The sequence below is a fragment of the Arthrobacter sp. D1-17 genome (assembly GCF_054130535.1).
Map to the genome: position 1 here is coordinate 2,002,850 of NZ_CP096382.1, position 22,892 is coordinate 2,025,741.

The window sequence follows — 22,892 nt, forward strand, 5'->3', positions numbered from 1 at the left end:
TGAAGGAAGGCGGCGCGGGCTGGTCACGTTGGCCGGCGGGATCAGTGGCCCGCGCCCAGTTTCCCCCCGAGGCGTTCGCGCATGGTGGCGCTGGCGTCGTTGAGGCCGATGATTTTCACATCCTTGCGGTGGTGGCGGTACTTCTCCGTGATGGCGTCCAGGGCCGCGATGGTGGACGCGTCCCAGAGGTGGGAGGCGTGCATGTCGATCACCACGTGGTCGGGGTCCAGCGCGTACTCGAACTGGGTGTAGAGGTCGTTGGAGGAGGCGAAGAACAGCTCACCGTTCACCACGTAGGTGGCTGTCTCCTGGCCGTCCACGTTCTTCACGTTCCGTTCGACGGTGACGAAGTGCGCCACGCGGCGGGCGAAGAGGACCATGGCGACGAGGACTCCGACACCGACTCCGATGGCGAGGTTGTGGGTCGCGACGGTGACAATGACCGTGGCGACCATGACCATGGTTTCGCTCTTGGGCATCATCTTCAGGGTGCGGGGGTGGATGCTGTGCCAGTCGAACGTGGCCCAGGAAACGAAGATCATCACCGCGACGAGGGCGGCCATGGGGATTACTGACACTACGTCGCCGAGGGCGACGACGAGTATGAGCAGGAAGACTCCGGCGAGGAATGTGGAGATCCGGGTACGGGCGCCAGAGGCTTTGACATTGATCATGGTCTGACCGATCATGGCGCAGCCGCCCATGCCGCCGGTGAAGCCCGTGACGATGTTGGCCACGCCCTGCCCCCAGGCTTCCCGGGACTTGTGCGAACGGGTGTCGGTGACGTCGTCGACGAGCTTTGCAGTCATCAGGGATTCGAGGAGGCCGACGAAGGCCATGGCCAGCGCGAACGGGAAGATGACCTGCAGAGTCTCCACGTTGAACGGCACGTTCGGGATGAACAGCGACGGCAGGGATTCGGGCAGGTTGCCCTTGTCGCCGACGGTGGGGACGGCAATGGCGGCGAGCACCGTGATGAGGGTCAGGGCCACGATAGCGACCAGCGGGGCCGGCACAACATTGGTGAGCTTGGGCAGGCCGAAAACGATAACAAGGGCCAGCGCGGTGAGCGGGTAGACCATCCACGGGACGCCGAGGAGTTCGGGGACCTGGGACATGAAGATCAGGATGGCCAGGGCGTTGACGAAACCCACCATGACTGACCGGGGGATGAAGCGCATCAGCTTGGCGATCCCGGAGATGCCCAGGATGATCTGGAAGATCCCGGCAAGAATGACGGCGGCGATGAAGTAATCCATCCCGTGGGACCTCACCAGCGGGGCAATCACCAGGGCAATGGCCCCCGTGGCCGCTGAAATCATCGCCGGACGGCCGCCCACAAACGCGATGGTCACAGCCATCGTGAAGGAAGCGAAGAGTCCCAAGCGGGGATCGACGCCGGCGATGATTGAGAATGCGATCGCTTCCGGGATCAGCGCCAGGGCAACGACGAGACCGGCGAGGACTTCGGTCTTGAGCCGGCGCGGGGATTTCAGGGTTTTTCGTACCGATTGAAGCTGTTCAGGGGTGTAGGCAGGGGATTCCCCTGCAGTTTCGACGGCCAATTGCTGGCTCCGTTCATGGTCGGAAGCTGCATAGCAGCGTCTTCGGCTTAATCAGAGTATGAGGGAGCGCAGCGCCCCGCCGGGGGAAGGAGTTCAGCCTCCAAAGACTGGCCACCTGCAGGAAACTCTACCCTAACGTGATGGTAGGGTTGAAATGGAGAAGGAAGGAGTTCTCGGATGACGGCCAAAACCGGCAGTACGATCATGCACATCGGTGAACTGGCGGAACGGACAGGCCTGTCGTTGCGGACCATCCGGCACTATGACGACGTCGGCTTGCTGCCAGCCACAGCGCGGACCGAGGGTGGCTTCCGGGTCTATTCGGAGGACGACTTCGAACGGCTCATGGTCATCAAACAAATGAAACCCCTCGGGTTCTCACTCGAAGAAATGGGCGAGATCCTCGACCTGCTGTCACCGCATAAGACCACAGCAATGACTGATATGCCCGACACCAAACTTATGGAGTTCCTGGAAAGGGCCATCCACCAGCGTGCCAAGATGGCGCGCAACCTCGCCCAGGCGGACGAATTCATCCAAAGACTCAGCGGACAAAACTAAGCGTTCAAGCCGGCGCCGGAACGGAGCGGCTCTTGCTGATCGGTGAAACTGCCGAACTCACAGGTATGACAACGAAAACGCTTCACTTTCACGAAGAACAGGGCGTTCAGCCACCTGCCCGCCGGACGGTCCGGGTCTTTTGCGGTCCGGGCGTCGGGACAAGTGCTCGAAGGTATCAGAGTCCGGCGCATCCGAGAAGGATGCGCCTCGCAGGCAGTTACTGGCATCCCTGCGGATTCAAAGTGAGCGTATTCATCCTGCGGTAGAGCCGCTTGGTCAGTGGAAATAGCAGCCGAAGAGCCAATCTCCCTACCGAACTTTGAGCACGCGATCGGGTTGTTTGGAGGGAAGGCGCAACGACCGGCCACTTCGGGCAATTATTTTTCCCGAGTCTTGCAGGCGCCATGTTGACTCCTTGACCTGTCCACCCTGTAGCCAATCAAGCCGTTCCACGGGGCGTTTAAGCTGACGTTCCAGCCAGTTGGCTGCGAAGTGGCCGTAGGTATCCGGCGCTTCCTCCAAGCCGATAATTGTGAGGCCATCTCCGTCGTAGACATGGTTGTCCAAGACGTGGCTATCTCCCCATTCACCTTCCAAAGTGCGGCCGCTGGGTCCGTCGTGCCAGTACGCAACCTGAAGTGTGCACGCGTCCGGCGTCTCGATACCAGGGACGTCCAGAATCACGACTAGCGGTTTGATGCGTGCGAACACTTTAAAGGAATCAAGCTTGGGGTTCGTCGGGGGCCAGCCGGCGATGCCGCGAGCGAGCTCCTTCAGGAACTTCTCCTCTTCGGGCGTGCGGGCTCGATCTCCTTGGAACTGGCCATGCGCCGTCATGGGGTGAGCCTAGCGCAGGCTGACAGTCGTGGCGGAGGAAAGTGCGTGTAGTCGTGGCCGGAGCTGCGGCGGGAAGGTCATGGTTTGGTTCGGAGGTTGACGTAGCGGGACCAGGCGTCGCCTGCTGCGTCGGCGTGGAGGAACGCGATTTGATGGCTGTAGCCGAGGGCGTCGGCGACCAGTGGCGGCGGTGAGACTAACAGGTGTTCGTCCAGGGCAGTGTTTCGTGCGCCGCGCAGGTCGATGCCCAGGCTGCGGAGCCTATCCATGATGCCGTTTGGGTGAAGTGGTTGTCCGGCCCGGGTCCCCGGGAAGAGCCAAGGGCTTTGTGCGTCTGATCCTGTTCTGAGATTCGGACGGCCTTTAAGGTGCTCTCGAAGCAAGTCGGCGAAGGGTTCGGGAATGGGCACTGGGTGCGGGCCGAAGGTGATCCACATGTTGCCGGTGCTTTCATTGGTTTCGATAGCGTCGGTCCGGAGTTTGGCGACCCGAACGAGCGGCTGGGCGTAGAGAAGCAGCAGGATGCCGGCGACTCGGTAGGTCAGGGACTCGCTGGTGCCTGTAAGCAGTTCCCGGAGCCAGGCCACGCGCTGGTCCTGGGTGATCGCGGGGCGGGTCTTGGCTGTGTAGTGGCCCATGTCCACTCGGTGGTTTGTGCCGGTGTTCTTGATGAAGACGATGAAGGTGCGGATGGCTTTTCTGGTCGTGGGACCGGTTGCGAGCCAGGTTTCGATGTCTTGTTGGGTGCAGTTCGCCGCTGTCCGCTGGTGGGTTTCCCAGAGCCAGTCCAGAAACTTGATGGTCTCCGTGATCTCCTGTTTGGCGGAGTGCACCGGGGCCTGGGCACTCTTCTCCGGTGTTGTCATGGATCGGATGCGCCGGAGGTGATGCCAGGTGGCGAACTGCGCGACGGGTTTGGCGACCTCCTCGGACAAGTCGCGGAGCTTGTCGTCAACCCAGGTCTCGAACCGGGCCAAATACGGGTCCTGGTAGGGGAGGAGTCCGTGATGAATGAACAGGGCGCGCAGGTGATTGGCTTCGCGGTTCGCTGACTCAGCCGCGGCATCGAGTCCTTCGTGCGTCAGCGGAGTCTCCCCGCTCGATAGAGAGCGGAGGAGGGCTTGGACTTTGGGGGAGCGCTTCCACGTGATGATGCTTTCAGGCCGGTCTGCTTTGCAGAGGACATCGACAATTCTGCTGGCTGTTTCGGGGTCGGAAGATTCTGTCAGCAGTTGCTCATTGAGGTCCTCCCGGAGGGCGCAGCGGGCGCAGATACCGCGTCGGTAGAACTCACCTTCAACATTGCAGCGGGTGCAGTGAAAGTCATGGAGGATGCCGGCGCAGGGCGCGCAGCGGGGCCCTCCGCTGCTGTCCGGTGGTCCGGGTAGAAGTCCGTGCTGGCCGCAATCCGGACAGGTCCCGTGGGTGCGGGTGGCGGTGGTGAAGCAGGGCCCGCAGATTCGGCCTTCGGGCCAGGTGGCGCGTGTTCGGCCGGCGGCCCGGCCGCAACGTGCGCACGTCGCGGTCCCGGTGGTGCGGGGCCGGCCGCGGCTGGTGCTGCGGGGGCTGAGGCCTTCGGGTTTGTCAGTGGTCATCGTCGATGATGCGTGCCCGTCGTGGTCTGACGGTGCGGTTCAGGTCAACGACGTTGGGGGCGCTGGTTCCTGTCTTGCGGGCGCGGACGTCGGCGGCTGTGACGGTGATGAGGTCCTCGGGTCCGCAGGAGAAGATGTCGCAGATCGCGGCGATGACCTGCAGCGCAACGCGTTCGGGTTTCTGGTTGACGAGCCGGTAGACCTGTGGCCGGGACAAGGTGATGCCGCGCTCGGCCAGCAGGGGGATGAGGTCCGTGGTGTTGTGCAGTCCCCGCGCTGCCATGAGCTCAGAGAGCCGCCATTTGTATTCGACTTCGCGTCTCACCATTGACCCCTCATCTGCACGCCCAGGACTTCATCCATGGTGCGGTCCAACGCCGCCCGGAGGGTCGCGTTGCGGAAGTCGTCGCTGACGAACTGGTAGATCCCGGTGGTTGAGGCGTGTTCGTGGCCCATCTGATGTTGCACGAATCTAGGATCCCATCCGTCCTCCAGCAGGTGCGTCGCATAGGAGCGCCGGAGCGAGTGCAGGTCCAGGCCATCCAGCGGCAGGCCCAGCTCGTTGAGGTAGCGCCGGAGCCGGCGCAGCAGGGTGGATTCACAGATCAGGCCGCCGCGTTCGCTGGGGAACAGGTCCAGCGTGTCGAGCGTGCCGCGTCCGTTGGCGAGCCAGTCCTCGATAACGCCGGCGGTCCAGTCGAAGACCGTCAGGACGCTGCGGGGTTTGTGCGGGGAGCCCTTGCGTGATTTGCCGAACCGGACCTTGCAGACGCCTGCCTTGCCGAACCTTCGTGCTTGGGGGTTGGCCGCAAAGTCGATGGTTTGCAGGTGCCGGAGCTCGTTGAATCTGAGCCCGTACGAGTAGGCGACTTTCAGCATGACGGCGTCCCGGTAGGCTGCCTGCCAGCCTTTCTTGCCTGAGGCGGCGATGAGTTCGACCTGGTCGTCGGCGTGATCGAACAGCATCTGCAGTTCCGTCTTTGTGAACGGCCGCTTGGAGGCGCGTCCTTCGTACTCCTGTGTGTGGGAGGCGGTGTTCCAGTCAAAGAAGACCTGGGACGGGTGTGTGCCGAAGCGCTGTTCGCAGACCTGGTCCCAGCCGTAGTCGGGGTTCGACACGTATGACGTGAACCGGCGGAGCGTCGACTGGTAGCCGCGGACGGTGGAGTGCTTCAGCTGGTGGATCGAGCGGAGGTCACCGAAATACTCCTCGACATGCTCCGGTGCCCAGTTCCAGGGGAACTCGTTCACATGGTTGACGAACCTGCGGACACTTGCGATTCCCTTGCCGATCGTGTCGAACTGGAGGTTCCTGGAGAGCTGCTGGTTGCGCCACCCGGTCAGCATGTCCTCAAGCGTCTGTTCCTCGGGATGCAGCAGCTGAACACTGCTCAGCTGCAGCACACGCCCGGACGCGTCGACCGCCATTTTCGCCCCACAGTTCCATCGAAGTTTGTGCTCAAATCCTGAATCAACGATTCATCAAATGCATCATCAGCACAAAACCGCAGGTCAAACGCTTGTATTGGCCGCTTCGAGAGTCGGCGTTGCAGCCGTCAGGAGCGCTTGGGCCGCGGCACATCAAAGCCGTCAGGCCGCAAATTCCGCGGAATCTCAAGGAAGTTAGAGAACTCCTTGCGGACCCGGGGGATCGGGACGATTGATTCATCTAATGCAATACGCAGAGTACTACTTTACATAATGTAGGTTATCGGCGTTTTGGACGGCTGGCCGGAGAGGCGCATCCTGGCCAGATACCGTGCCACCAGCCGGCCGCATGCCAGACCCAATCCATTGTCTTAACCGACGCTCTCGTTAAGAATGAACGAATGACGGTCTATGTGAGAGCTCTCGAAACTGCAGTTCCGCCCACAGTGCTCATCCAGACGGAGGCACGCGACGTGTTCAGCGCCCAGCCCGGGCTCACAAGGCTCGGTTCGAGGCTGGTCTCCACATGCTTTGACTCGGCGGCGATCGACACCCGCTACACAGCGGTAGACGAACTGACCATGGAGTCAAAATCCGAGGAACCGCAGTTTTTCGACCCGGCCAGCGGACTGTTGCGCAGCCCGAGCACAAAGACCCGCAACGACCTGTTCGCCAGGGAAGCCACGAAGCTGTTCATTGAAGCCGCATCCTCTGCCGTTGCTCATTGCCCCGGAATCGATCCACTTGACATAACTCATCTCATCACCGTTTCCTGCACCGGGTTTTTCAACCCCGGTCCGGACTACAAAATTGTCCGGGCGCTCGGGCTCAACCCGGCTGTCCAGCGCTACCACCTCGGGTTCATGGGCTGCTATGCGGCGTTCCCTGCCCTCCGGGCAGCCAAATCCTTCTGTGAGGCCGATCCCCAGGCCGTGGTCCTCGTGGTTTGCGCCGAACTGTGCTCGCTGCACGTCCGGACCTCCAACGATCCGGACACGATCATGGGGTCAGCCCTTTTTGCGGACGGTGCGGCTGCCGCCGTCGTCACCGCGCGCGAAGTGGCCGAATCAACGGCGCTCCTGCAGCTGGACCACTTCGAAACCGTCCTGACACCCGTCGGTGAAGACTCCATGGCGTGGAACATCGGCGACGAAGGGTTCGAGATGGTCCTGGGCAACTACGTTCCGCACATCATTGATGATCACATCGTCGGCGCGCTGGAACCCCTTTTGGCCCGCGACGCCTCCCTGCGGGGACTCCCCTACCGCGACATCACGCACTGGGCGATCCATCCTGGCGGCCGCAGCATTCTGGACAAGGTGCAGTCCCGGCTGGACCTGACCGATGAGCAGCTGGTGCCCGCCCGCGAAACCCTGAGGAACTACGGCAACATGAGCAGCGCAACGGTGCTCTTCGTCCTCAAACACATCCTGGACCTGCCAGAGCAGGCCGGCTCCAGGGGAAGCGCCCAGGAAAACGCCCGGGACAGCGGCGGCGAGCGTATCTGCTCCATGGCCTTCGGCCCGGGTCTGACGGTTGAAACCGGCCTTTTCACCAAGATCAGCCAGCCATCCGCACGGCACCGGACAGCGGACGAGTCCCAGTCTTCGCTGGCCTGACCCGCCATGGCACTGCTGGGCCCACGTCTGGTCGACGCCATTGAGGAGATGGACAGGCCCGACTGCGATCCGGAACGCCTCGACCGCACGTACCGACAGTTTGCCCTGGTCAACCGCACAATCTCCGGCTGGCACGGCCTGTACCGCCGCCGGCTTCGGCCCCTGCTGTCGCACTCGGTGCCGGCGACGCTGCTCGACATTGGCTGTGGCGGCGGGGACCTGGCGCTGATGCTGGCTGGGTGGGCCGCCCGTGACGGCCTGCAGCTTAATATCACCGGCATTGATCCCGATCCGCGGGCCTTCCGTTTTGCCGCTCAACGGCCGCCGGTGCAAAGCGTGTTTTTCCGCCAGGCGGTGAGCGCCGAGCTCGTCGCGGAGGGTGCCACCTTCGACTTCACGATCTCGAACCATGTGCTGCACCACCTGGATGCCGCGGAGCTGCAGGGGCTGCTCAACGATTCCGCGCAGCTCACCCGGCGCCTGTCCCTGCACAACGACCTGCGCCGCAGCGCTCTCGCCTACGCGCTGTTCGCCGCCGGAGCGTTGCCCCTCACCGGCTCGTACATCCGAGGGGACGGCCTGACCTCCATCAGGCGCAGCTACACCGTCACTGAGCTGGCCGCCGTCGTGCCGCCTGGCTGGACAGCAGAGCCCCACTCCCCTTTCCACTGCCTGCTCAGCCACCGCCCGGAGGGTGGCGGTGGCTGACGTCCTCATCGTCGGCGCTGGCCCCGTCGGGTTGTACCTCGGCGCACTGCTGCTGCAGCACGGCGTCACCGTCCGGATTCTGGAGCGGCGCACCGCAAGGAGCGCGCACACCAGGGCCATCGGCATCCATCCCCCGGCGCTGGCGGCGCTGGCCCGCGTCGGCGTTGCCGAGCCGCTGATTCGCCAGGGAATCTGCATCCGGCACGGCCATGCGGTCTGGGCCGGCCGGGACATCGCCCACATGCCGTTCGCCCCCGTCTCGCAACGGTATCCGTTTGTCCTCGCCGTTCCCCAGCCGGTCACCGAGGCGGTCCTCGAAGCCCGCGTGCTGGAGTTGGACGGCAGCGCCCTGCTGCGCGGGGCAGAAGTCACAGGACTGGACGACGACGGCGCCCGGGTCATCGTGGACGCCGCCGTTGGCGGCACCCGGCAAAGGTTCACGGGCGCTATCGCGGTGGGCGCCGACGGCGCCAATTCCGCCGTGCGGCAGCTGCTGAGGGTACCGGCACCTGCGAAGCGGTACCCGGAGCACTACCTGATGGGTGACTTTCCCGAATCCACCGCGTACGGCCTGGATGCTGCCCTGTTCCTCGAAGCCGGCGGAATCGTTGAATCCTTCCCCCTGCCGGGTTCTGTACGGCGGTGGGTGGTCAGGCTGTCCGCCCCGCCGCCTAACCCCGACGCCGACCTGTTGGCCGGCCTGATTTGCGAGCGGACGGGCATCGCTGTGGATGCGGGCGCCAACAGCATGCTCAGCAGCTTCGGCGTCCATTCCCGCTTGGCGGCCCGTATGGTTGCAGGAAGGGCGGCGCTCATCGGCGACGCCGCCCATGAGATCAGCCCCATCGGCGGCCAGGGCATGAACCTCGGCTGGCTGGACGCGGCAGCTGTAGAGCCTCTCATCCTGGGCGCCCTGCAGGGCAGGCCCGTGGGAACCGAACTCCGCCGCTTTGACTCTTCACGCCGGCGCGCCGCAGCCAGGGCAAGGCGCCAGGCCGAGATCAACATGGCGCTGGGCAGGCCGCTTACCGGTTGTCCGCTGCTGGTGAGGAACGGGGCAGTTGCGCGCGTCACAGCTGTTCCGGGGCTCAACGCCTTGATCGCCCGCCGCTTCACCATGCAGTGACCCCATCAGGCTGGCTTCATGAACCCCTCGCCGCCGTCCACGTCCAGCTCCTCCGAGCAGATCCGGGAGATGGTGCGTGAACTCCTGTCAGCCGACGCTTTGCCGCCCATCGTGCAGGCCGGCCACCCTGCACTCCGGCAACGTTCAGCCGCCTTCGAGGGGCAGCTGGATGCGGCGGAACTTTCCGCCCTGATCGCGCTGATGCGGAAAGTCATGCACGCGGCGCCCGGGGTGGGACTGGCCGCGCCACAACTGGGGATACCGCTGCAGCTGGCCGTCCTCGAAGACCAGTTCGAAATCGATGCGGACACCGCCGCGGCACGGGGCCGGGAACCGCTCGAGTTCTTCGCCATCCTCAACCCCTCCTACACGCCGCTGGGGGCCGGGACGGCGGCCTTCTTCGAGGGATGCCTGTCCCTGAGCGGGCTGCAGGCGGTGGTGCAACGCGCCGAGAGCGTCCGCCTGGAGTACACAACTCCTGAGGGAGAACGCACTTCCCGCGGCTTTACCGGGTGGCAGGCGAGGATTGTCCAGCATGAAACGGACCACCTGCACGGCACCCTGTACATCGACAGGGCCGAACTCCGGTCCCTCACCACCACCAGCGAATACGCCGCGCGGTGGGCGGAATCGGGCATTCGGCGGGCGCGCCAGGAGCTCGGCTTCCTGCCGGATGCACCCTGGACGTACTAGCCCGCTGCCTGATCATCCCGTGTGCGGGCAAGCCTGTCCTGGTCATCCTCGGTGCGGTTCGATGCTGTGGGAAGGTGGCGTGCCCACCAGGCGAGGATGTGCTCGAAACGCTGGCGGCGGTGATGCGGCGTGCCGGACCTGGACAATTCGTGGTCCTCGCCGGGGAACACCAGGAACGCGGACTCAACGCCCTGTTGCTTCAACGCCGTGAAATACCGCTGGCCCTGCTCCACGGGGCAGCGGAGGTCATCCTCGCTGTGGATGACCAGGGTGGGCGTGCGCACCTGTCCGATCGTGGCCATAGGGCTTTGGGCTGCGACCTGCTCCGGGACGGTCCCGGTATATTCGCCGCCGAAGAACCAGCCAATATCCGAAGAGCCGGTAAAGCTGACGGGATCGAGGAAGCCCCGCTCCACGATCGCAGCTGTGAACCGGTGGTCCTGGCTGATGGTCCACGCCGTCAGGTAGCCGCCATAGGACCCGCCCATGATTCCCAAAGCGCCGGCGTCCAGTGCAGCGAATTTTTCCAAAACCCCGTCCAAAAACGACAAAACATCCTGCATGTCCACGGTGCCCATCCGCTCCTTGATGGCCCTGCCGTGTGCCTGTCCGTAGCCGGAGGAGCCCCGCGGGTTGCACATCACCACCGCATACCCGGCAGCCGCATAGACCTGGGCCTCGTCGAACAGCCCGACCGTATACTGGGCGAACGGCCCGCCATGGATGTTAAGCAGCACCGGATGCGGCCCAGGTCCGGGCGGCATCACCACCCACCCGTGCACCTCGTGGCCGTCGGCAGACGGGAAAACCAGCTCCTGGGGCTCGATAATTCCCGCTTCTGTCCGGAGCTCCGCCGAGAAATCGGTCAGCAGCCGCAGCTGGCCCTGGTCCAGGCATGCAACGTCGCCTGCCGTGGAAGCGTCGGTGAAGCTGATGAAGAGTGAGTCCCCGGCAGCAGCCGCCCCCGTGACCACGCGGTCGCCATGGACCAAGAGCGCGTGGTCGCCGGTGGCGCTGAACTCAAGCAGTTCCACTGTGCCCTGGGCGTCGTTCAGGACCAGTGCCGCATCCCGTCCGCGGAGCCCGATGTGGGTTCCGGGAGCGGTAACATCCATTTCCCCGGCGTCGCTGAGCGCGCGTGCCGCCCCGCCGCCGGCTGGCATGACGTGCAGGACGGTGTTCTTGGCCACGAAATCACGCCCGGAAGCGCCGAGGTCCTGGGCGGTGAAGAACAGCCATTTCCCGTCCTGCGACTCGCGGACTTCATGAATGCTCTGGGGATCCCCGGCGGATACCGGGACCTGTTCCGGTTCCCAGCCGCCGACGCGTACCCGGTAAATCCCGCTCACGAGGTCTTCATCCTCCGTGGCATGGAGCGAGGCCACGAAGTACACGCATTGACCGTCCGCGCTGAAGGACTCGCCGGTATGGTCCGTGGGCGCGAAGGTCAGCTGCTTCACCTCAGGAAGTTCAACGGCAACGGCTGGTTCTCCTGCCGTCTGGGGTTGGGCCTCGGCCCTGCCGCCCTTGTCCTTTCGCTCCCCGCCGTCCCGGGCCTTTTTCGGCTTCAGGGCACGTCCTGCCCGGGGAACGGGAGGTTCCCCGCCGAGATCCGGAACCTGCAGGAGGAACAACTGCTGCGGCTTGTCCTGCGTGTAGCCCACTCCGTTCATCCGGTACTTGAAGCTGGTGATGAAGCGGCCGCTTTCCCCGGCGGGACCAACGCCGTCCACAGTGCCGTACCGGCCGTCCTCAGGTTCGCGGGAGCCAAAGACGATGCGCTGTGAATCGGGTGACCAGGCGAAGGAGGAAACCCCCAGAGGACGGTCTGTTAGGACCTGTGGCTCACCGCCCGCCGCCTCCACTACGTGCAGTTGCGGCTTGCCGTCAGGATCGGAGCGCAGGAAGGCAAGAACGCGGCCGTCCGGTGAAAAGGCCGGTGTCGTGTCCCGGAAACCGCGCGTCACCCTTCGGGCCGGTCGTTCGGGATCCTGAGGCACCGTCCACAACTGGCCTACGTAGGCGTCGGCATCAAAATCGGGACGAATCACGGAAACAACGGCGCGGGTCCCGTCCGGGTGGACGGCAGGAGCGGAGACGGACTTCAGCAGCGGCAAGTGTTCAGGCTTCACCCCCGTGAGCCTAGCGCTTCACCGACGCGTGTGAAACACCTCACCCTCCGCCGCGCCATCCTCGACAGCCGCACTGGAGGGACGGCCATGCACGGAAGGCACTGGGCCGCGTCCTAGGATTGTCAACATGCCTCCCCGCCTGCCGCCCCTGCTTTGTCCGGTCTGCCGGAAGCCGCTCTCGCCCCTGCCTGCAGAAAACACTGCCCCACCACGCATCCGGGCCCTCGCATGCGCCGGCGGCCACAGTTTCGACGCCGCGAGGCAGGGCTACTTTAACCTGCTCGTCGGCAAGGGAACATCGTTTGAGGCAGATACCGCTGACATGGTCGCGGCCCGTACAGCCTTTCTCGACGCCGGGCATTACCGGCCGCTTGCCGATGCGGTTGCCGGCGCCGCCAAACCGGCTCTGCAGGGTCCGCATCCGGCGCTGCTCGACTCCGGTACCGGAACGGGGCACTACCTGCGTGCCATTCTCGATCTTCCCTTCAGCGAGGTTCCGGCCGCCGTCGGGCTGGACATCTCGAAGTTCGCGCTGCGGCGCGCCGCACGGCTCAACCCTGAAGCGGTAAACATGGTGTGCGATATCTGGCAGCCACTGCCGGTGGCTGACGCTTCAATCGACGTCGTGACGGTGGTGTTCGCACCCCGGAACGCCGCGGAGTTTTCCCGGGTCCTGCGGCCGGGGGGCCGGCTGGTGGTTGTAACACCGCGTCCGGGGCATCTTCAGGACATCGCGGGCCAGACCGGCATGCTCGGAATCGAGCCGGCGAAAGAGGAACGGCTGGCTGAGTCACTGGCCGGGTATTTCGAGCTGCTGGGAGCGGAGGACCTCGACCTTGATCTGGAGCTATCGCCCGAGGATGTAGCCAACGCGGCCATGATGGGACCCGCGGGCCACCACATCGACCGTGCCACATTGAACGGGCGTCTGGCCGGCTTCCCCGCCCCGACGCCTGTCTCCGCCAGGTTCAAAATCAGCGTCTTCTCCCCCGCCCGGCAACTGCCTATGTGAAGGGCCCGGCCACGGCTTAAGTAACGGCTCGGCCACGTTCTTCCGTTTGGAGTCCCTCCCCTGCCGGGTGCTGCGCCCCCGGTCTAGGATGGAAGAAAGTCACTGAGGGTCTGCCTCCGCAGCCCCCGGAGTCAAGGGGGAACTGAATGTTTGAATGGTTGGGCCAAAACTGGTGGGCGTTGTGGCTCACGGCCTTCCTCGCGTTCGCCGCCGTGGAGATGCTGACCCTTGATCTTTTCTTCATCATGCTCGGTGGCGGTGCCCTCGCCGCGCTCGTAGCCGATTTCGCCGGTGCCGACCTGTGGCTCCAAATCGTCGTCTTCTGCGTTGTGTCGCTGTTGATGATCGCCTTTGTCCGACCCGTCACACTGAAACACCTGCATAAGGGACCCGGTGAACGGCGCACGAACATCGACAGGCTGATCGGCGAAACCGCGGTGGTCATGGAGCCGGTGTCCTCGTCCGGCGGGCGTGTGAAGATCGGCGGAGATATCTGGAGTGCCCGGTCCAATTCCGGCACCCTCACGGAAGGCCAGCGGGTAGTCGTGGCTGCTATTGAAGGCGCGACGGCGGTTGTGGCACCTCAGTCGGAATCAGCCGTCCAGTAGCGGGAATTTCCAAGATTCTGCTGCCCGCAGTCCGGTAGCGGCAGATACGGCGGCCGGGCCGCCTCCGGTAGAGCTTCACTGAAAATGGGGAATGAAGGAGAAGTATGGAGAGTCCAGGAGGCGCCGCCCTCACTATTGTGATGCTGGTCCTGATCGTCTTTGTGGTCATAGTGCTGGTTCGTGCAGTGCGGATCGTGCCCCAGGCCCGGGCGGGCGTGGTCGAACGCCTCGGCAAGTATCAGCGGACTCTAAACCCGGGACTGACCCTCCTGATACCGTTCGTGGACCGCCTTCTGCCGCTGCTGGACCTCCGCGAGCAGGTAGTTTCGTTTCCGCCGCAGCCCGTGATAACCGAAGACAACCTGGTGGTCTCCATCGACACCGTCGTCTACTTCCAGGTAACCGACGCCCGCGCTGCGACCTATGAGATCGCAAACTACATCCAGGCCGTGGAACAGCTCACCACCACCACATTGCGCAACGTGGTTGGCGGACTGAACCTGGAAGAGGCACTGACCTCCCGGGACCAGATCAATGGCCAGCTCCGCGGTGTGCTGGACGAGGCAACGGGGCGCTGGGGGATTCGAGTCTCCCGGGTTGAGCTGAAGGCCATCGAACCCCCGCACTCCATCCAGGATTCGATGGAAAAGCAGATGCGGGCAGAGCGTGACCGCCGGGCCGCCATCCTCACCGCTGAGGGCACGAAGCAATCCGCCATCCTGACTGCCGAAGGCCAGCGGCAGGCAGCCATTCTGAAGGCAGAGGGTGATGCCAAGGCAGCGATTCTCCGCGCCGATGGTGAGTCACAGGCCATTCAAAAGGTGTTTGATGCCATCCACAAGGGCAACCCGGACCAGAAACTCCTGGCCTACCAGTACCTCCAGACCCTCCCCAAGCTGGCCGAGGGTTCCTCGAACAAGCTGTGGATCATTCCCAGCGAAGTCGGCGAAGCCCTAAAGGGAATAGGCAACGCCCTGGGCGGAACGGTTATGGACCCCCGGTCCGGGGACCTGTTCGGCCCGTCGGAGGACACCGGCAAACAGCCCGAGTCCTAGCCCTAGCCCCAGCCAGAGCCTGAGCCGGAGCCACGGCCCGGAGCCAGGGAGGCAGAGGTCCTCTGCCTTCCTGGCCCGTCCGCCAGAGGCGGAAGCCGGGAACCCCTTGCGTGCGGTCACCCGCCCTTCGTTGCTGGCGTCAGGACGGGCAGGTATAATAGGATATTTGTCCGGTCGGATCACTCCGGTCGGAACAACATTGCTTGGCAAAGCGTTCCATGTAGAGATGCTACGTAGAGCACAACGTAGTCCGGAGGCGGCTTTGAAACCTCCGGCTAGCGCGGGGTCCGCTCCGCGAACCGACCAGAGGGAGAAATCATGAGCGATCGCAGCCTGCGGGGCATGCGTCTTGGCGCCCAAAGCATGGAGACCGAGTCCGGTGTGGAGCCGGCTCCGCGCCAGCGGGTTGAATACCGGTGTGAGGACGGCGAACAGGTTTTTGTCACGTTTTCCTCCGAGGCCGAAATTCCCCCTGTCTGGGTCTCCAAGACCGGCAAGGAAGCGCTGCTCGTTGATGGCGAACGCCCGGACACCAGCAATGAAAAGGCTGTCCGCACACACTGGGACATGCTGCTGGAACGCCGTACGCTCCCCGAGCTCGAGCAGATCCTCGAAGACCGCCTGACCATCCTGCGTGAACGCCGCGGCGAAAGGCGCTCGGCCTAGCCCGGTTCCAGGCAGTCCGTTCGAGCCAGCCCGGTCCCCGACACAGGTTCAGGGGACAAAAGGTCCACGGCACTAAGAGTTCAGTGAACGAAAGGCCGGATCCACTGCGAATGCAGGGGATCCGGCCTTTTGCGGCACCGGGGTTAGCTTCTGGCAGTTACAGGTCTGCGGGCCTTCAGCTTGTTCCAGCGGGCAGCCAGTCCCCACCTGGTCACGTTAATCATGGCCTCGACAACGATGTGCCCGCTCATTTTCGAAGCGCCCAATTCACGCTCAACGAACGTAATGGGGCACTCAACGATTCTCAGGCCGAGCTTGGCCACCCGCCAGGCCAGATCCACTTGGAACCCGTAACCCACGGACTCCACCTGGTCCAGGTTCAGTTTCTCGAGCGTGGTGCGGCGGAAGGCACGGTAGCCTCCGGTCACGTCCTGGATCCTGACGCCCAGCATGAGGCGGGCGTAGGTGCTGCCGATACGGGAAATCGCCTGCCGGTAGAGCGGCCAGTTGACGACGCTGCCGCCGGGAACCCAGCGCGAACCCATGGCCAAATCGGCGCCCTTTTCTACGGCGTCGAGCAGCTGGGGAAGCTGTTCCGGCTGATGGGATCCGTCCGCGTCCATTTCAACCAGAACGTCGTACCCGGCTTCGAGACCCCACTTGAAACCGGCAATGTAGGCGGCGCCGAGCCCTTCCTTGCCCTTGCGGTGCAGGACATGGACTTGGCTGTCTTTGGCGGCAATGCTGTCGGCGAGCTGTCCGGTCCCGTCCGGGCTGTTGTCATCCACAACGAGGACATCCGACGCCGGCACTGCAGCGCGCAGGCGACCCAAGGTTATGGGCAGCGACTCCAGCTCGTTGTAGGTGGGAATGATGGTGAGGACACGCACTCGGGAGGCCTTTCCTGGATGGGAGCGGTCTGTGCGCAGGGGCGGAGATGAAGAGTCCGGCCCGGAAAACGCAACTCTCCATTATAAGGTCGTTTTTCGCCCCGGTTTTGCGCAACGGAACCGCTGCCATGGGCGGGTCCGGACGCCTCGGGCCAGTTCCGGAACACGCGATGCCGGTAGGGGAACTGTTTTCTGCTGCGCCCTGGACCCGTCCACGAAACGCCACCGCCGCGAGTGGCCGGACTGGCGCCGGTCCAACTGCGCCCGTCCGTGATCCTCAATGCTACGGACGGGCAAACGCCTGTCAACCGGCATCTGACCTGCTCCTTCACGGATCGTCGCAGGTCAGGCACGCCTTCCCGGACGGCCCGAACAAGCCAAAATCGGGTTCCGCTTCAGATTGTTGCGAAACGGATTGTGAAGCACCGGGATTGTTAGACGCTTCTTGTGCACCTGAGCGGCCGGGGAAGGACGAATCAGGAGCGCAGGGCGTCGGCGGTGTACAGTTCGAGTCCGTCCCGTACAGTCTGCAGGCACCGTGGATCAGATCCGGTGTCCAGGGCCGGGAGCAGCGGTGTGCGTGCACGTGGATCTGTGCTCCACGACTGGACTCTTCCGTCGGCAACCTGGACCATGAGCTCCTCGACGTCCCACACGGCAAAGGTCGCCGGCGCGCCCGGAACGAGTTGCCCGGCCATGGGGTTGGCCTGCCGGGCCGCGCGCCAGCCGGCACGGGTATGCCCAAGGAAGGCAGCCCGGGCGGATATTCGCTGGGACGGGTTGCTGTGCTGCAGGCATGCCCGCACAGCTGCCCAGGGACGCAGCGGCGTCACCGGGCTGTCGCTGCCGAAGCAGATGGGAACACCGGCTGAGTAAAAGGAGGCAAAGGGATTCATGTCAGCAGCTCTGCTGCCCAGCCGCTTCTCGTACAGCCGGCCCGGCCCTCCCCAGGCAGCATCAAAACCGGGCTGCACGCTTACGGTTATGGAATACTTGGCAAGCCTCTCAAGGGCTTGGGCATCAGCCATTTCGACATGCTCAAAGCGGTGCCCTGAGGCACGTATGCGTTGCTCCCCGACCTCCGCGGCCGCCAGGTCGAGCGCGTCGAGCGCGGCATCCAGTCCGGCATCACCGATGATGTGGAAGCCGCCCTGGATTCCCAGGACCGAGCAGGCAGCCAGGTGCGCGGCAGCCTCGCCGGTGGAAAGGTATGTCTCGCCCCGCTCCCTCGGTGCATCGGCATACGGCGCCCGGAGGGCTGCTGTGCGTGAACCGATCGAACCGTCGATGTTCAGGTCGCCGGCCAGCCCGCGCACCGGTACGCCGAGTTCCGCGAGCATCGACTCCGCCGCTGCGGCCGACGCAACCAGCTGTCCCCAGTACGGCAGGATCTCGGGCCGCGCCTCCGCTGTGTCTCCAGCCGCCGTCCCGCCGATGGCGTTCCATCCCGCCGCAAGCTGCAGGTCGAGAATGCTGCCGATGTGGGGCGCGCCCATTTCGGCAAGTGCCACGTAGCCGTTGGCTGCAGCTTCGTCCAAAGCCCGTTTCTGATAGGCCTGGAGTGCGTCTTCAGGGAGGTCCCGCGCAGCCAGTCTCGCCGCCGCGTGCGCCTGGCGCTTGACCAGCCCGTCAGCGGAGTACCCGTCTAATTCATCAGCCCGGGCCGACGCGGCGAGCGACGGCGAAATGAGGGCGGAGTGCACGTCCACGCGGGAGAGGTAAACCGGCCGGCCGCCCGCGGCCCGCTCCAGCTCGGCCTGCCCCGGGAGCGTTGGATCCATCCACAGGGATTCGTCCCAGCCGTGACCGAGAAGGGGCCCGGAGCCGCCGGCCGCTGCCGCCGCCACAGCATCGAGAAGCTCCCCGGCGGAGCGGACGCTTCCGAGCTCGAGGGACTCCAGCGCAATCCCTGTCTCCGTCAAATGGATGTGGGAATCAACAAACCCGGGCGTCACCAGGGCTCCGCGGAGGTCAATGACCTCCATGGAACTGTCGGCAATCGACGTGGCTGCCTGTTCTGATCCGACCCACGCCACGGTGTCGCCGTCCACCACCATAGCGGTGGCGAAAGGATCGGCGGCGGTGTAAACGGAACCATTGCGGTACAACGTCACGGCGCGGCGCGGGCCGGGTTCTGCGCTGAAGGGTGCATCGGTCATGAGGGGCGGTACTCCTTGCTTATTGGTTCTTGGCACACGAGCTGCGGTGCCTGGCGGCCGGCGGGCCGGGCGGCAGCGTGGGACGGCAAACCCGGACCGGACCACCGGTCAGCGGCTGAGGGCCCGCGGCGTCAGCCAGGGCAACCCAGACCCGGGATGAGAGTTGCAGGATCAGGGGGCCGCGTCAGGCGACCGTGGAGTAGGCCACCACTCCCCGCCTGATCATCTTGATGGCGTCGCTGCACAGCCTCGCCAGGCGGGGCTCAAGGCCCGGAATCGCGGCCAGCTGGTCGAGCAGGTCAATCACCTGCTTGACCCAGCGCACGAAGTCGCCGGCGGCGAGGTCAGTGCCGTTGAGCACGTCCTGGAGGTGCCTGCCGCGGGCCCATTTGTAGATAGGCCAGACCAGTCCAAGCTCCGGCTCACCGGTCAGGGGCAGCTTGTTTTGCTCCTCCACATCCTCCAGCGCAGACCATTCACGGACCACAATGTCCACCGCTGTCTCCAGGGAGACGCTTGGCATGCGCGGACGCAGGCCGCGGTCCTCACGCTTGGCCTGGTACACCAGCACACTGGCAAGGGCGGCCACTTCCACGGCATCGAGGTCATCAAAGGCACCCTGCCGCAGTGACTGCGAAATCAGCAGGTCCTTCTCGCCATAGATGCGGCGCAGCCGCTGGCCGTCCGGGCTGATGGTGTGCGTGCCCGGTTCAGGCGATTCAAGGTAGCCGTAAGCGGACAGGACGTCGCAGACGCGGTCAAACGTCTTGGCGATCGTGTTGGTCCTGCCCTGGATCTGGCGGACCAGGCCGTCCGTTTCCTTCCGCAGTTTCCACCAGCGCTCGGACCATCGGGCGTGTTCCTCGCGTTCGCTGCAGCCGTGGCAGGGGTGCGCCCGCAGGGCCTGCCGGAGTCCGGTGATCTTCTTTTCCTGGTTCTGAGCTGCCGAGCCGAGTCCGAAGTCCGTGTTCCGGCTGCTGCCCCGGGCCGGCGGCCTGTTCTCCCGGAGTGCGTTGCGGACGGACGATGCAAGGTCGCGGCGTGACTTGGGAACCTTCGCGTTGAAGGACTTCGGAATCCGGATCCTGGTCAGCGGGACGATAGGACCTTCAAGATCGTCGACTCCGATCCGCCGCAGCTGGCTTTCCAGGGTGAGCACGGCAGGCCGGGGCTCACGCGAGGTGTGGTCAGAGCTCAGCACGACCGCATACCCGGGAGCACGGCCAGCGGGGACATCCACAACGTCACCGGGCAAAAGCCTGCTCAGCGAATCCTCGTTAAGGGCTCTCCGGGCCCGTGATTTGCCGCGTGAGGCGAAGTTCTCGGCGTCGGAGAGCTCACGCCGCAGCCGGGCGTACTCGGTGAAGTCGCCCAGATGGCATGTCATGGACTTGGCGTACCCGGCCAGCGATTCCTCGCGGCTCCGCACCTGCTTGGCCAGGCCAACCACGGACCGGTCGGCCTGGAACTGGGCGAACGAGGACTCGAGGATCTCCCTGGCCCGGGAGCGGCCGAACTGGGCCAGGAGGTTGATGCTCATGTTGTACGTGGGCCGGAAGCTGGAGTTCAGCGGATAGGTCCGCCGCGACGCGAGACCGGCGACCGCCGCCGGGTCGGTACCTGGCTGCCAGAGGACCACAGCGTGACCTTCGACGTCGATGCCCCGCCGCCCTGCCCGTCCGGTCAGCTGGGTGTATTCGCCGGCCGTGATGTCCACGTGTGCCTCGCCGTTGAACTTGTCCAGCTTTTCAAGAACCACCGAGCGGGCAGGCATGTTCACGCCGAGCGCCAGGGTTTCCGTGGCGAAGACGGCTTTCACGAGGCCGTCGGCGAAGAGCTTCTCCACGACCTCCTTGAATGTCGGCAGCATTCCCGCATGGTGGGCGGCAAGGCCCCTGAGCAGGCCCTCGCGCCAGTTCCAGAAGCCGAGCACTTCCAAGTCGTCCGTGGGAATGTCCTGGCCGGCTTCATCGACGCGCTGGGCAATAATCCGCTGTTCCTTCTCCGTGGTGAGCCACAAGCCGGCGGCCACGCACTGGGAAACGGCAGCGTCGCAGCCTGCGCGGGAAAAAATGAAGGTGATCGCCGGCAAGAGATCCTGCCGTTCCAGGCTGGCGATGACCTGGGGCCTGCCAGCCCTGCGCACAGTGCCCCTGGGGTCCTGCTGGGACCTGTCCTCGTTGCGTTGACGCTGCTGGCGCCGCTGGCTGCGTCCGCCATGGCCGAAGCGGCCCTGGAAGTTCAGCTGGCTTTCGGCCCTGGAGAGCGTCAGCAGCTCCGGGTTAACTTCAAAGCCGCGGCGGCCAGCATCGTCCGGGGAAGGCGCCGCGGGCACAGCGGAGACCACTCCGGGGTTACCCACCGGAGCAATCTCGTCGAAGGTGGTCTCTCCGGCGAACAGGTCGATTATCTCCCTGCCGACCATCACGTGCTGCCAGAGAGGCACAGGGCGATGCTCGGAAACGATGACGTCCGTGTCGCCCCGGACGGTGTCCAGCCACGCACCGAATTCTTCAGCATTGGATACCGTTGCGCTCAGTGAAGCCACCTGGACCTCGCTGGGGAGGTGGATGATGACTTCCTCCCATACAGCACCCCGGAAGCGGTCAGCAAGGTAGTGGACCTCATCCATGACCACGAAGCCAAGATCGTCGAGGGTGGCGGAGTCGGCGTACAGCATGTTTCGCAGGACTTCGGTGGTCATCACCACAACAGGAGCGTCGCCGTTGATGCTGGTGTCACCTGTCAGCAACCCGACGTTGTCCTGGCCGTATTTCTCGGCCAGTTCCGTGTATTTCTGGTTGCTCAGGGCTTTGATGGGCGTGGTGTAGAAGGCTTTCAGCCCCCGTTGCAGCGCCAGGTAGACCGCAAATTCACCCACGATGGTCTTGCCTGCACCGGTGGGCGCGGCCACGAGGACTCCCCTGCCCTCCTGTAGGGAACGGCACGCCTGTCGCTGGAAGTCGTCCAGTTCGAAGTCCAGGGTGCGGGCGAATGATCCGAGGTGGGTTTTGGATTCCGCCATCCGCTCAGCGCTGGCCCTGTAGCGTTCGGCTGGCGACAGTGAATCCGGTGATATGGACATGCCTCAAGCCTAGCTGGGTACGGCCTAGAGATTCTTTAGCTGGCTGCCCGGAGTTCCGATATCGGCGGTGGCTTCTGTCTCAGCCGCCTGCTTCGCGGCCCTGCGGTCGCGCCGGCGATCATTGAGCACGCAGAGCCCGATCGCGGCGAAGAACAGCGCCAGCATGGGACCGGCGAGATAGAACATGCTCATGGCGTCCGCTCCGGGAGCTGCCATTGCAGCGAACAGGCATACGAGGAAGACGGTGATGCGCCAGCTCTTGACGAGCTGTTCGCCGCGGAGGATCCCCGCAAGGTTCAACCCAAAAAGGACCACGGGCAGCAGGAATGCGATGCCAAAGGCCAGTAGCAGCCGCAGCACGAACGACAGATAGACCTGGGCGCTGATGAAGTTGGACCCGCCGGAGGGCGTGAAGTCGGTCAGAACGCGGACAGCGTTCGGCAGCACCAGCCACGCGAGGGTGACACCGCCGACGAACAGAGGAACGGCCGCGGCTACAAACGACAACGCCAGCCGCCGCTCCTTCTTGTGGAGGCCGGGCACGATGAAGGCCCATAACTGGTAGAGCCATACGGGGCTGGCAATGATCAGGCCAAGGAAGACGGAGACCTGGATCATCAGGTCGAACGAGCTTGCCACGCCATCAAAGTTCAGGCTCGCCTGACGGCCCTCATTCTCGTTGAGGTCGCGGATCGGCTTAATCAGGGCCGCGAGCATGGGCTGATAGACCATGAATCCCGCAACAGTGGCAAGGACCACCGCGATGGCGGATTTGAACAGCCGGTTTCTGAGCTCTTTCAGATGGTCAAGCAGAGCCATCCGTCCCTCAGGATTTGATTGACGACTCATGGTTACTGCCATGTGTAGTTAAGCGCGGTTAGGCGGCTGGGTTTCGTTACCGTCCGACGGATTGCTGTCCGGCGTGGTGGAACGCGGGTGGTTTACGACCCGGCCCTCGACCGGTCCCGTACCCTCCTGGGCGTTGGCGGCAGTGTCGTCCTTCTTCATTTCGCGGACTTCCGACTTAAAGATCCGCATCGACTGCCCCAGGCTGCGGGCCATGCCGGGTAGCTTGGGTGCAGCGAAAAGCACCAAAGCCAGAACGATGATGATGATGAGATGCCAGCCTTCAAGCCTCATGGCGGGTGGTCCT

General features: G+C 64.3%; 21 protein-coding genes. 10 read left to right on the forward strand and 11 right to left on the reverse strand.

The window, feature by feature from the left end; genetic code table 11:
- Window positions 1-41: 41 nt before the first annotated feature.
- Entirely contained in the window at window positions 42-1,565 is a 1,524-nt protein-coding gene (locus M1E01_RS09400; protein WP_457974756.1) for a SulP family inorganic anion transporter, read from the reverse strand.
- Window positions 1,566-1,742: 177 nt separating this feature from the next.
- Here M1E01_RS09400 and M1E01_RS09405 point away from each other — a divergent pair, with 177 nt between their 5' ends.
- Together M1E01_RS09405 and M1E01_RS09410 are read left to right on the forward strand one after the other, a co-directional pair.
- Entirely contained in the window at window positions 1,743-2,126 is a 384-nt protein-coding gene (locus M1E01_RS09405; protein ID WP_457974757.1) for a MerR family transcriptional regulator, read from the forward strand.
- A gap of 65 nt (window positions 2,127-2,191) precedes the next feature.
- Window positions 2,192-2,392, forward strand: coding sequence for a hypothetical protein (locus tag M1E01_RS09410; protein ID WP_457974923.1), 201 nt, complete (start codon window positions 2,192-2,194; stop codon window positions 2,390-2,392).
- 43 nt (window positions 2,393-2,435) lie between these two features.
- Here M1E01_RS09410 and M1E01_RS09415 read toward each other — a convergent pair whose 3' ends face one another.
- The 4 genes from M1E01_RS09415 to M1E01_RS09430 form a co-directional block, all read right to left on the reverse strand.
- Window positions 2,436-2,963, reverse strand: a complete 528-nt coding sequence (locus M1E01_RS09415; RefSeq protein ID WP_191081724.1) for a hypothetical protein — start codon at window positions 2,961-2,963, stop codon at window positions 2,436-2,438.
- 77 nt (window positions 2,964-3,040) lie between these two features.
- Window positions 3,041-4,558, reverse strand: a complete 1,518-nt coding sequence (locus M1E01_RS09420; protein ID WP_457974758.1) for a recombinase XerD — start codon at window positions 4,556-4,558, stop codon at window positions 3,041-3,043.
- Window positions 4,548-4,886 (reverse strand): helix-turn-helix domain-containing protein, encoded by a 339-nt coding sequence (locus M1E01_RS09425; RefSeq protein WP_217432637.1) that lies wholly within the window; start codon window positions 4,884-4,886, stop codon window positions 4,548-4,550. Before M1E01_RS09425 ends, M1E01_RS09420 begins: the two co-directional genes overlap by 11 nt.
- Window positions 4,880-5,986: a tyrosine-type recombinase/integrase gene (locus M1E01_RS09430; protein WP_457974759.1), complete on the reverse strand. Its 1,107-nt coding sequence runs from the start codon at window positions 5,984-5,986 to the stop codon at window positions 4,880-4,882. Before M1E01_RS09430 ends, M1E01_RS09425 begins: the two co-directional genes overlap by 7 nt.
- A gap of 401 nt (window positions 5,987-6,387) precedes the next feature.
- Here M1E01_RS09430 and M1E01_RS09435 point away from each other — a divergent pair, with 401 nt between their 5' ends.
- From M1E01_RS09435 to M1E01_RS09450, 4 genes are read left to right on the forward strand one after another with little or no spacing between them, the layout of a single operon-like run.
- Entirely contained in the window at window positions 6,388-7,605 is a 1,218-nt protein-coding gene (locus tag M1E01_RS09435) for a type III polyketide synthase (protein ID WP_457974760.1), read from the forward strand.
- Window positions 7,606-7,611: 6 nt separating this feature from the next.
- The gene (locus M1E01_RS09440; protein WP_457974761.1) at window positions 7,612-8,313 is read left to right on the forward strand and encodes a class I SAM-dependent methyltransferase; all 702 of its coding nucleotides are present in this window, start codon (window positions 7,612-7,614) and stop codon (window positions 8,311-8,313) included.
- Window positions 8,306-9,439 (forward strand): FAD-dependent oxidoreductase, encoded by a 1,134-nt coding sequence (locus M1E01_RS09445; RefSeq protein ID WP_457974762.1) that lies wholly within the window; start codon window positions 8,306-8,308, stop codon window positions 9,437-9,439. Before M1E01_RS09440 ends, M1E01_RS09445 begins: the two co-directional genes overlap by 8 nt.
- A gap of 18 nt (window positions 9,440-9,457) precedes the next feature.
- A complete protein-coding gene (locus M1E01_RS09450; protein WP_457974763.1) occupies window positions 9,458-10,132 on the forward strand; it encodes a peptide deformylase in 675 nt (224 codons plus the stop codon).
- Here M1E01_RS09450 and M1E01_RS09455 read toward each other — a convergent pair.
- Window positions 10,129-12,264 carry a S9 family peptidase gene (locus tag M1E01_RS09455; RefSeq protein ID WP_457974764.1) on the reverse strand — a complete coding sequence of 712 codons (2,136 nt, stop codon included), beginning with the start codon at window positions 12,262-12,264 and terminating at the stop codon, window positions 10,129-10,131. The two genes, M1E01_RS09450 and M1E01_RS09455, sit on opposite strands and share 4 nt — an antisense overlap.
- 127 nt (window positions 12,265-12,391) lie before the next feature.
- Here M1E01_RS09455 and M1E01_RS09460 point away from each other — a divergent pair, with 127 nt between their 5' ends.
- The 4 genes from M1E01_RS09460 to M1E01_RS09475 all read left to right on the forward strand — a co-directional run bounded on the left by M1E01_RS09460 (window position 12,392) and on the right by M1E01_RS09475 (window position 15,605).
- Entirely contained in the window at window positions 12,392-13,276 is an 885-nt protein-coding gene (locus M1E01_RS09460; protein WP_457974765.1) for a methyltransferase domain-containing protein, read from the forward strand.
- 146 nt (window positions 13,277-13,422) lie between these two features.
- Entirely contained in the window at window positions 13,423-13,884 is a 462-nt protein-coding gene (locus tag M1E01_RS09465; protein WP_457974766.1) for an NfeD family protein, read from the forward strand.
- A 104-nt stretch (window positions 13,885-13,988) separates the two neighbouring features.
- The gene (locus M1E01_RS09470; protein ID WP_457974767.1) at window positions 13,989-14,939 is read left to right on the forward strand and encodes an SPFH domain-containing protein; all 951 of its coding nucleotides are present in this window, start codon (window positions 13,989-13,991) and stop codon (window positions 14,937-14,939) included.
- A gap of 318 nt (window positions 14,940-15,257) precedes the next feature.
- Window positions 15,258-15,605, forward strand: coding sequence for an RNA polymerase-binding protein RbpA (locus M1E01_RS09475; RefSeq protein WP_400481030.1), 348 nt, complete (start codon window positions 15,258-15,260; stop codon window positions 15,603-15,605).
- A 143-nt stretch (window positions 15,606-15,748) separates the two neighbouring features.
- On the opposite strand, the gene M1E01_RS09480 is transcribed toward M1E01_RS09475, so the two are convergent.
- From M1E01_RS09480 to tatA, 5 genes are all read right to left on the reverse strand, one after another.
- Window positions 15,749-16,495: a polyprenol monophosphomannose synthase gene (locus tag M1E01_RS09480; protein WP_457974768.1), complete on the reverse strand. Its 747-nt coding sequence runs from the start codon at window positions 16,493-16,495 to the stop codon at window positions 15,749-15,751.
- Window positions 16,496-16,971: 476 nt separating this feature from the next.
- The gene (locus M1E01_RS09485; RefSeq protein WP_457974769.1) at window positions 16,972-18,654 is read right to left on the reverse strand and encodes an amidohydrolase; all 1,683 of its coding nucleotides are present in this window, start codon (window positions 18,652-18,654) and stop codon (window positions 16,972-16,974) included.
- A gap of 184 nt (window positions 18,655-18,838) precedes the next feature.
- A complete protein-coding gene (locus tag M1E01_RS09490; RefSeq protein ID WP_457974770.1) occupies window positions 18,839-21,739 on the reverse strand; it encodes a DEAD/DEAH box helicase in 2,901 nt (966 codons plus the stop codon).
- Window positions 21,740-21,763: 24 nt separating this feature from the next.
- Window positions 21,764-22,558, reverse strand: coding sequence for a twin-arginine translocase subunit TatC (gene tatC, locus M1E01_RS09495; RefSeq protein ID WP_457974924.1), 795 nt, complete (start codon window positions 22,556-22,558; stop codon window positions 21,764-21,766).
- 48 nt (window positions 22,559-22,606) lie between these two features.
- Window positions 22,607-22,879, reverse strand: a complete 273-nt coding sequence (tatA, locus tag M1E01_RS09500; RefSeq protein WP_457974771.1) for a Sec-independent protein translocase subunit TatA — start codon at window positions 22,877-22,879, stop codon at window positions 22,607-22,609.
- Between the last annotated feature and the right edge of the window lie 13 nt (window positions 22,880-22,892).

Bases quoted from the DNA above. Each gene is read 5' to 3' on its own strand.
- M1E01_RS09415 (WP_191081724.1), bottom strand. From the start codon at position 2,963: ATGACGGCGCATGGCCAGTTCCAAGGAGATCGAGCCCGCACGCCCGAA.
- M1E01_RS09440 (WP_457974761.1), top strand. From the start codon at position 7,612: ATGGCACTGCTGGGCCCACGTCTGGTCGACGCCATTGAGGAGATGGAC.
- M1E01_RS09425 (WP_217432637.1), bottom strand. From the start codon at position 4,886: ATGGTGAGACGCGAAGTCGAATACAAATGGCGGCTCTCTGAGCTCATG.
- M1E01_RS09430 (WP_457974759.1), bottom strand. From the start codon at position 5,986: ATGGCGGTCGACGCGTCCGGGCGTGTGCTGCAGCTGAGCAGTGTTCAG.
- M1E01_RS09460 (WP_457974765.1), top strand. From the start codon at position 12,392: ATGCCTCCCCGCCTGCCGCCCCTGCTTTGTCCGGTCTGCCGGAAGCCG.
- M1E01_RS09405 (WP_457974757.1), top strand. From the start codon at position 1,743: ATGACGGCCAAAACCGGCAGTACGATCATGCACATCGGTGAACTGGCG.
- M1E01_RS09450 (WP_457974763.1), top strand. From the start codon at position 9,458: ATGAACCCCTCGCCGCCGTCCACGTCCAGCTCCTCCGAGCAGATCCGG.
- M1E01_RS09470 (WP_457974767.1), top strand. From the start codon at position 13,989: ATGGAGAGTCCAGGAGGCGCCGCCCTCACTATTGTGATGCTGGTCCTG.
- M1E01_RS09475 (WP_400481030.1), top strand. From the start codon at position 15,258: ATGAGCGATCGCAGCCTGCGGGGCATGCGTCTTGGCGCCCAAAGCATG.
- M1E01_RS09465 (WP_457974766.1), top strand. From the start codon at position 13,423: ATGTTTGAATGGTTGGGCCAAAACTGGTGGGCGTTGTGGCTCACGGCC.
- M1E01_RS09420 (WP_457974758.1), bottom strand. From the start codon at position 4,558: ATGACCACTGACAAACCCGAAGGCCTCAGCCCCCGCAGCACCAGCCGC.
- M1E01_RS09410 (WP_457974923.1), top strand. From the start codon at position 2,192: ATGACAACGAAAACGCTTCACTTTCACGAAGAACAGGGCGTTCAGCCA.
- M1E01_RS09485 (WP_457974769.1), bottom strand. From the start codon at position 18,654: ATGACCGATGCACCCTTCAGCGCAGAACCCGGCCCGCGCCGCGCCGTG.
- tatA (WP_457974771.1), bottom strand. From the start codon at position 22,879: ATGAGGCTTGAAGGCTGGCATCTCATCATCATCATCGTTCTGGCTTTG.
- tatC (WP_457974924.1), bottom strand. From the start codon at position 22,558: ATGGCTCTGCTTGACCATCTGAAAGAGCTCAGAAACCGGCTGTTCAAA.
- M1E01_RS09490 (WP_457974770.1), bottom strand. From the start codon at position 21,739: ATGTCCATATCACCGGATTCACTGTCGCCAGCCGAACGCTACAGGGCC.
- M1E01_RS09435 (WP_457974760.1), top strand. From the start codon at position 6,388: ATGACGGTCTATGTGAGAGCTCTCGAAACTGCAGTTCCGCCCACAGTG.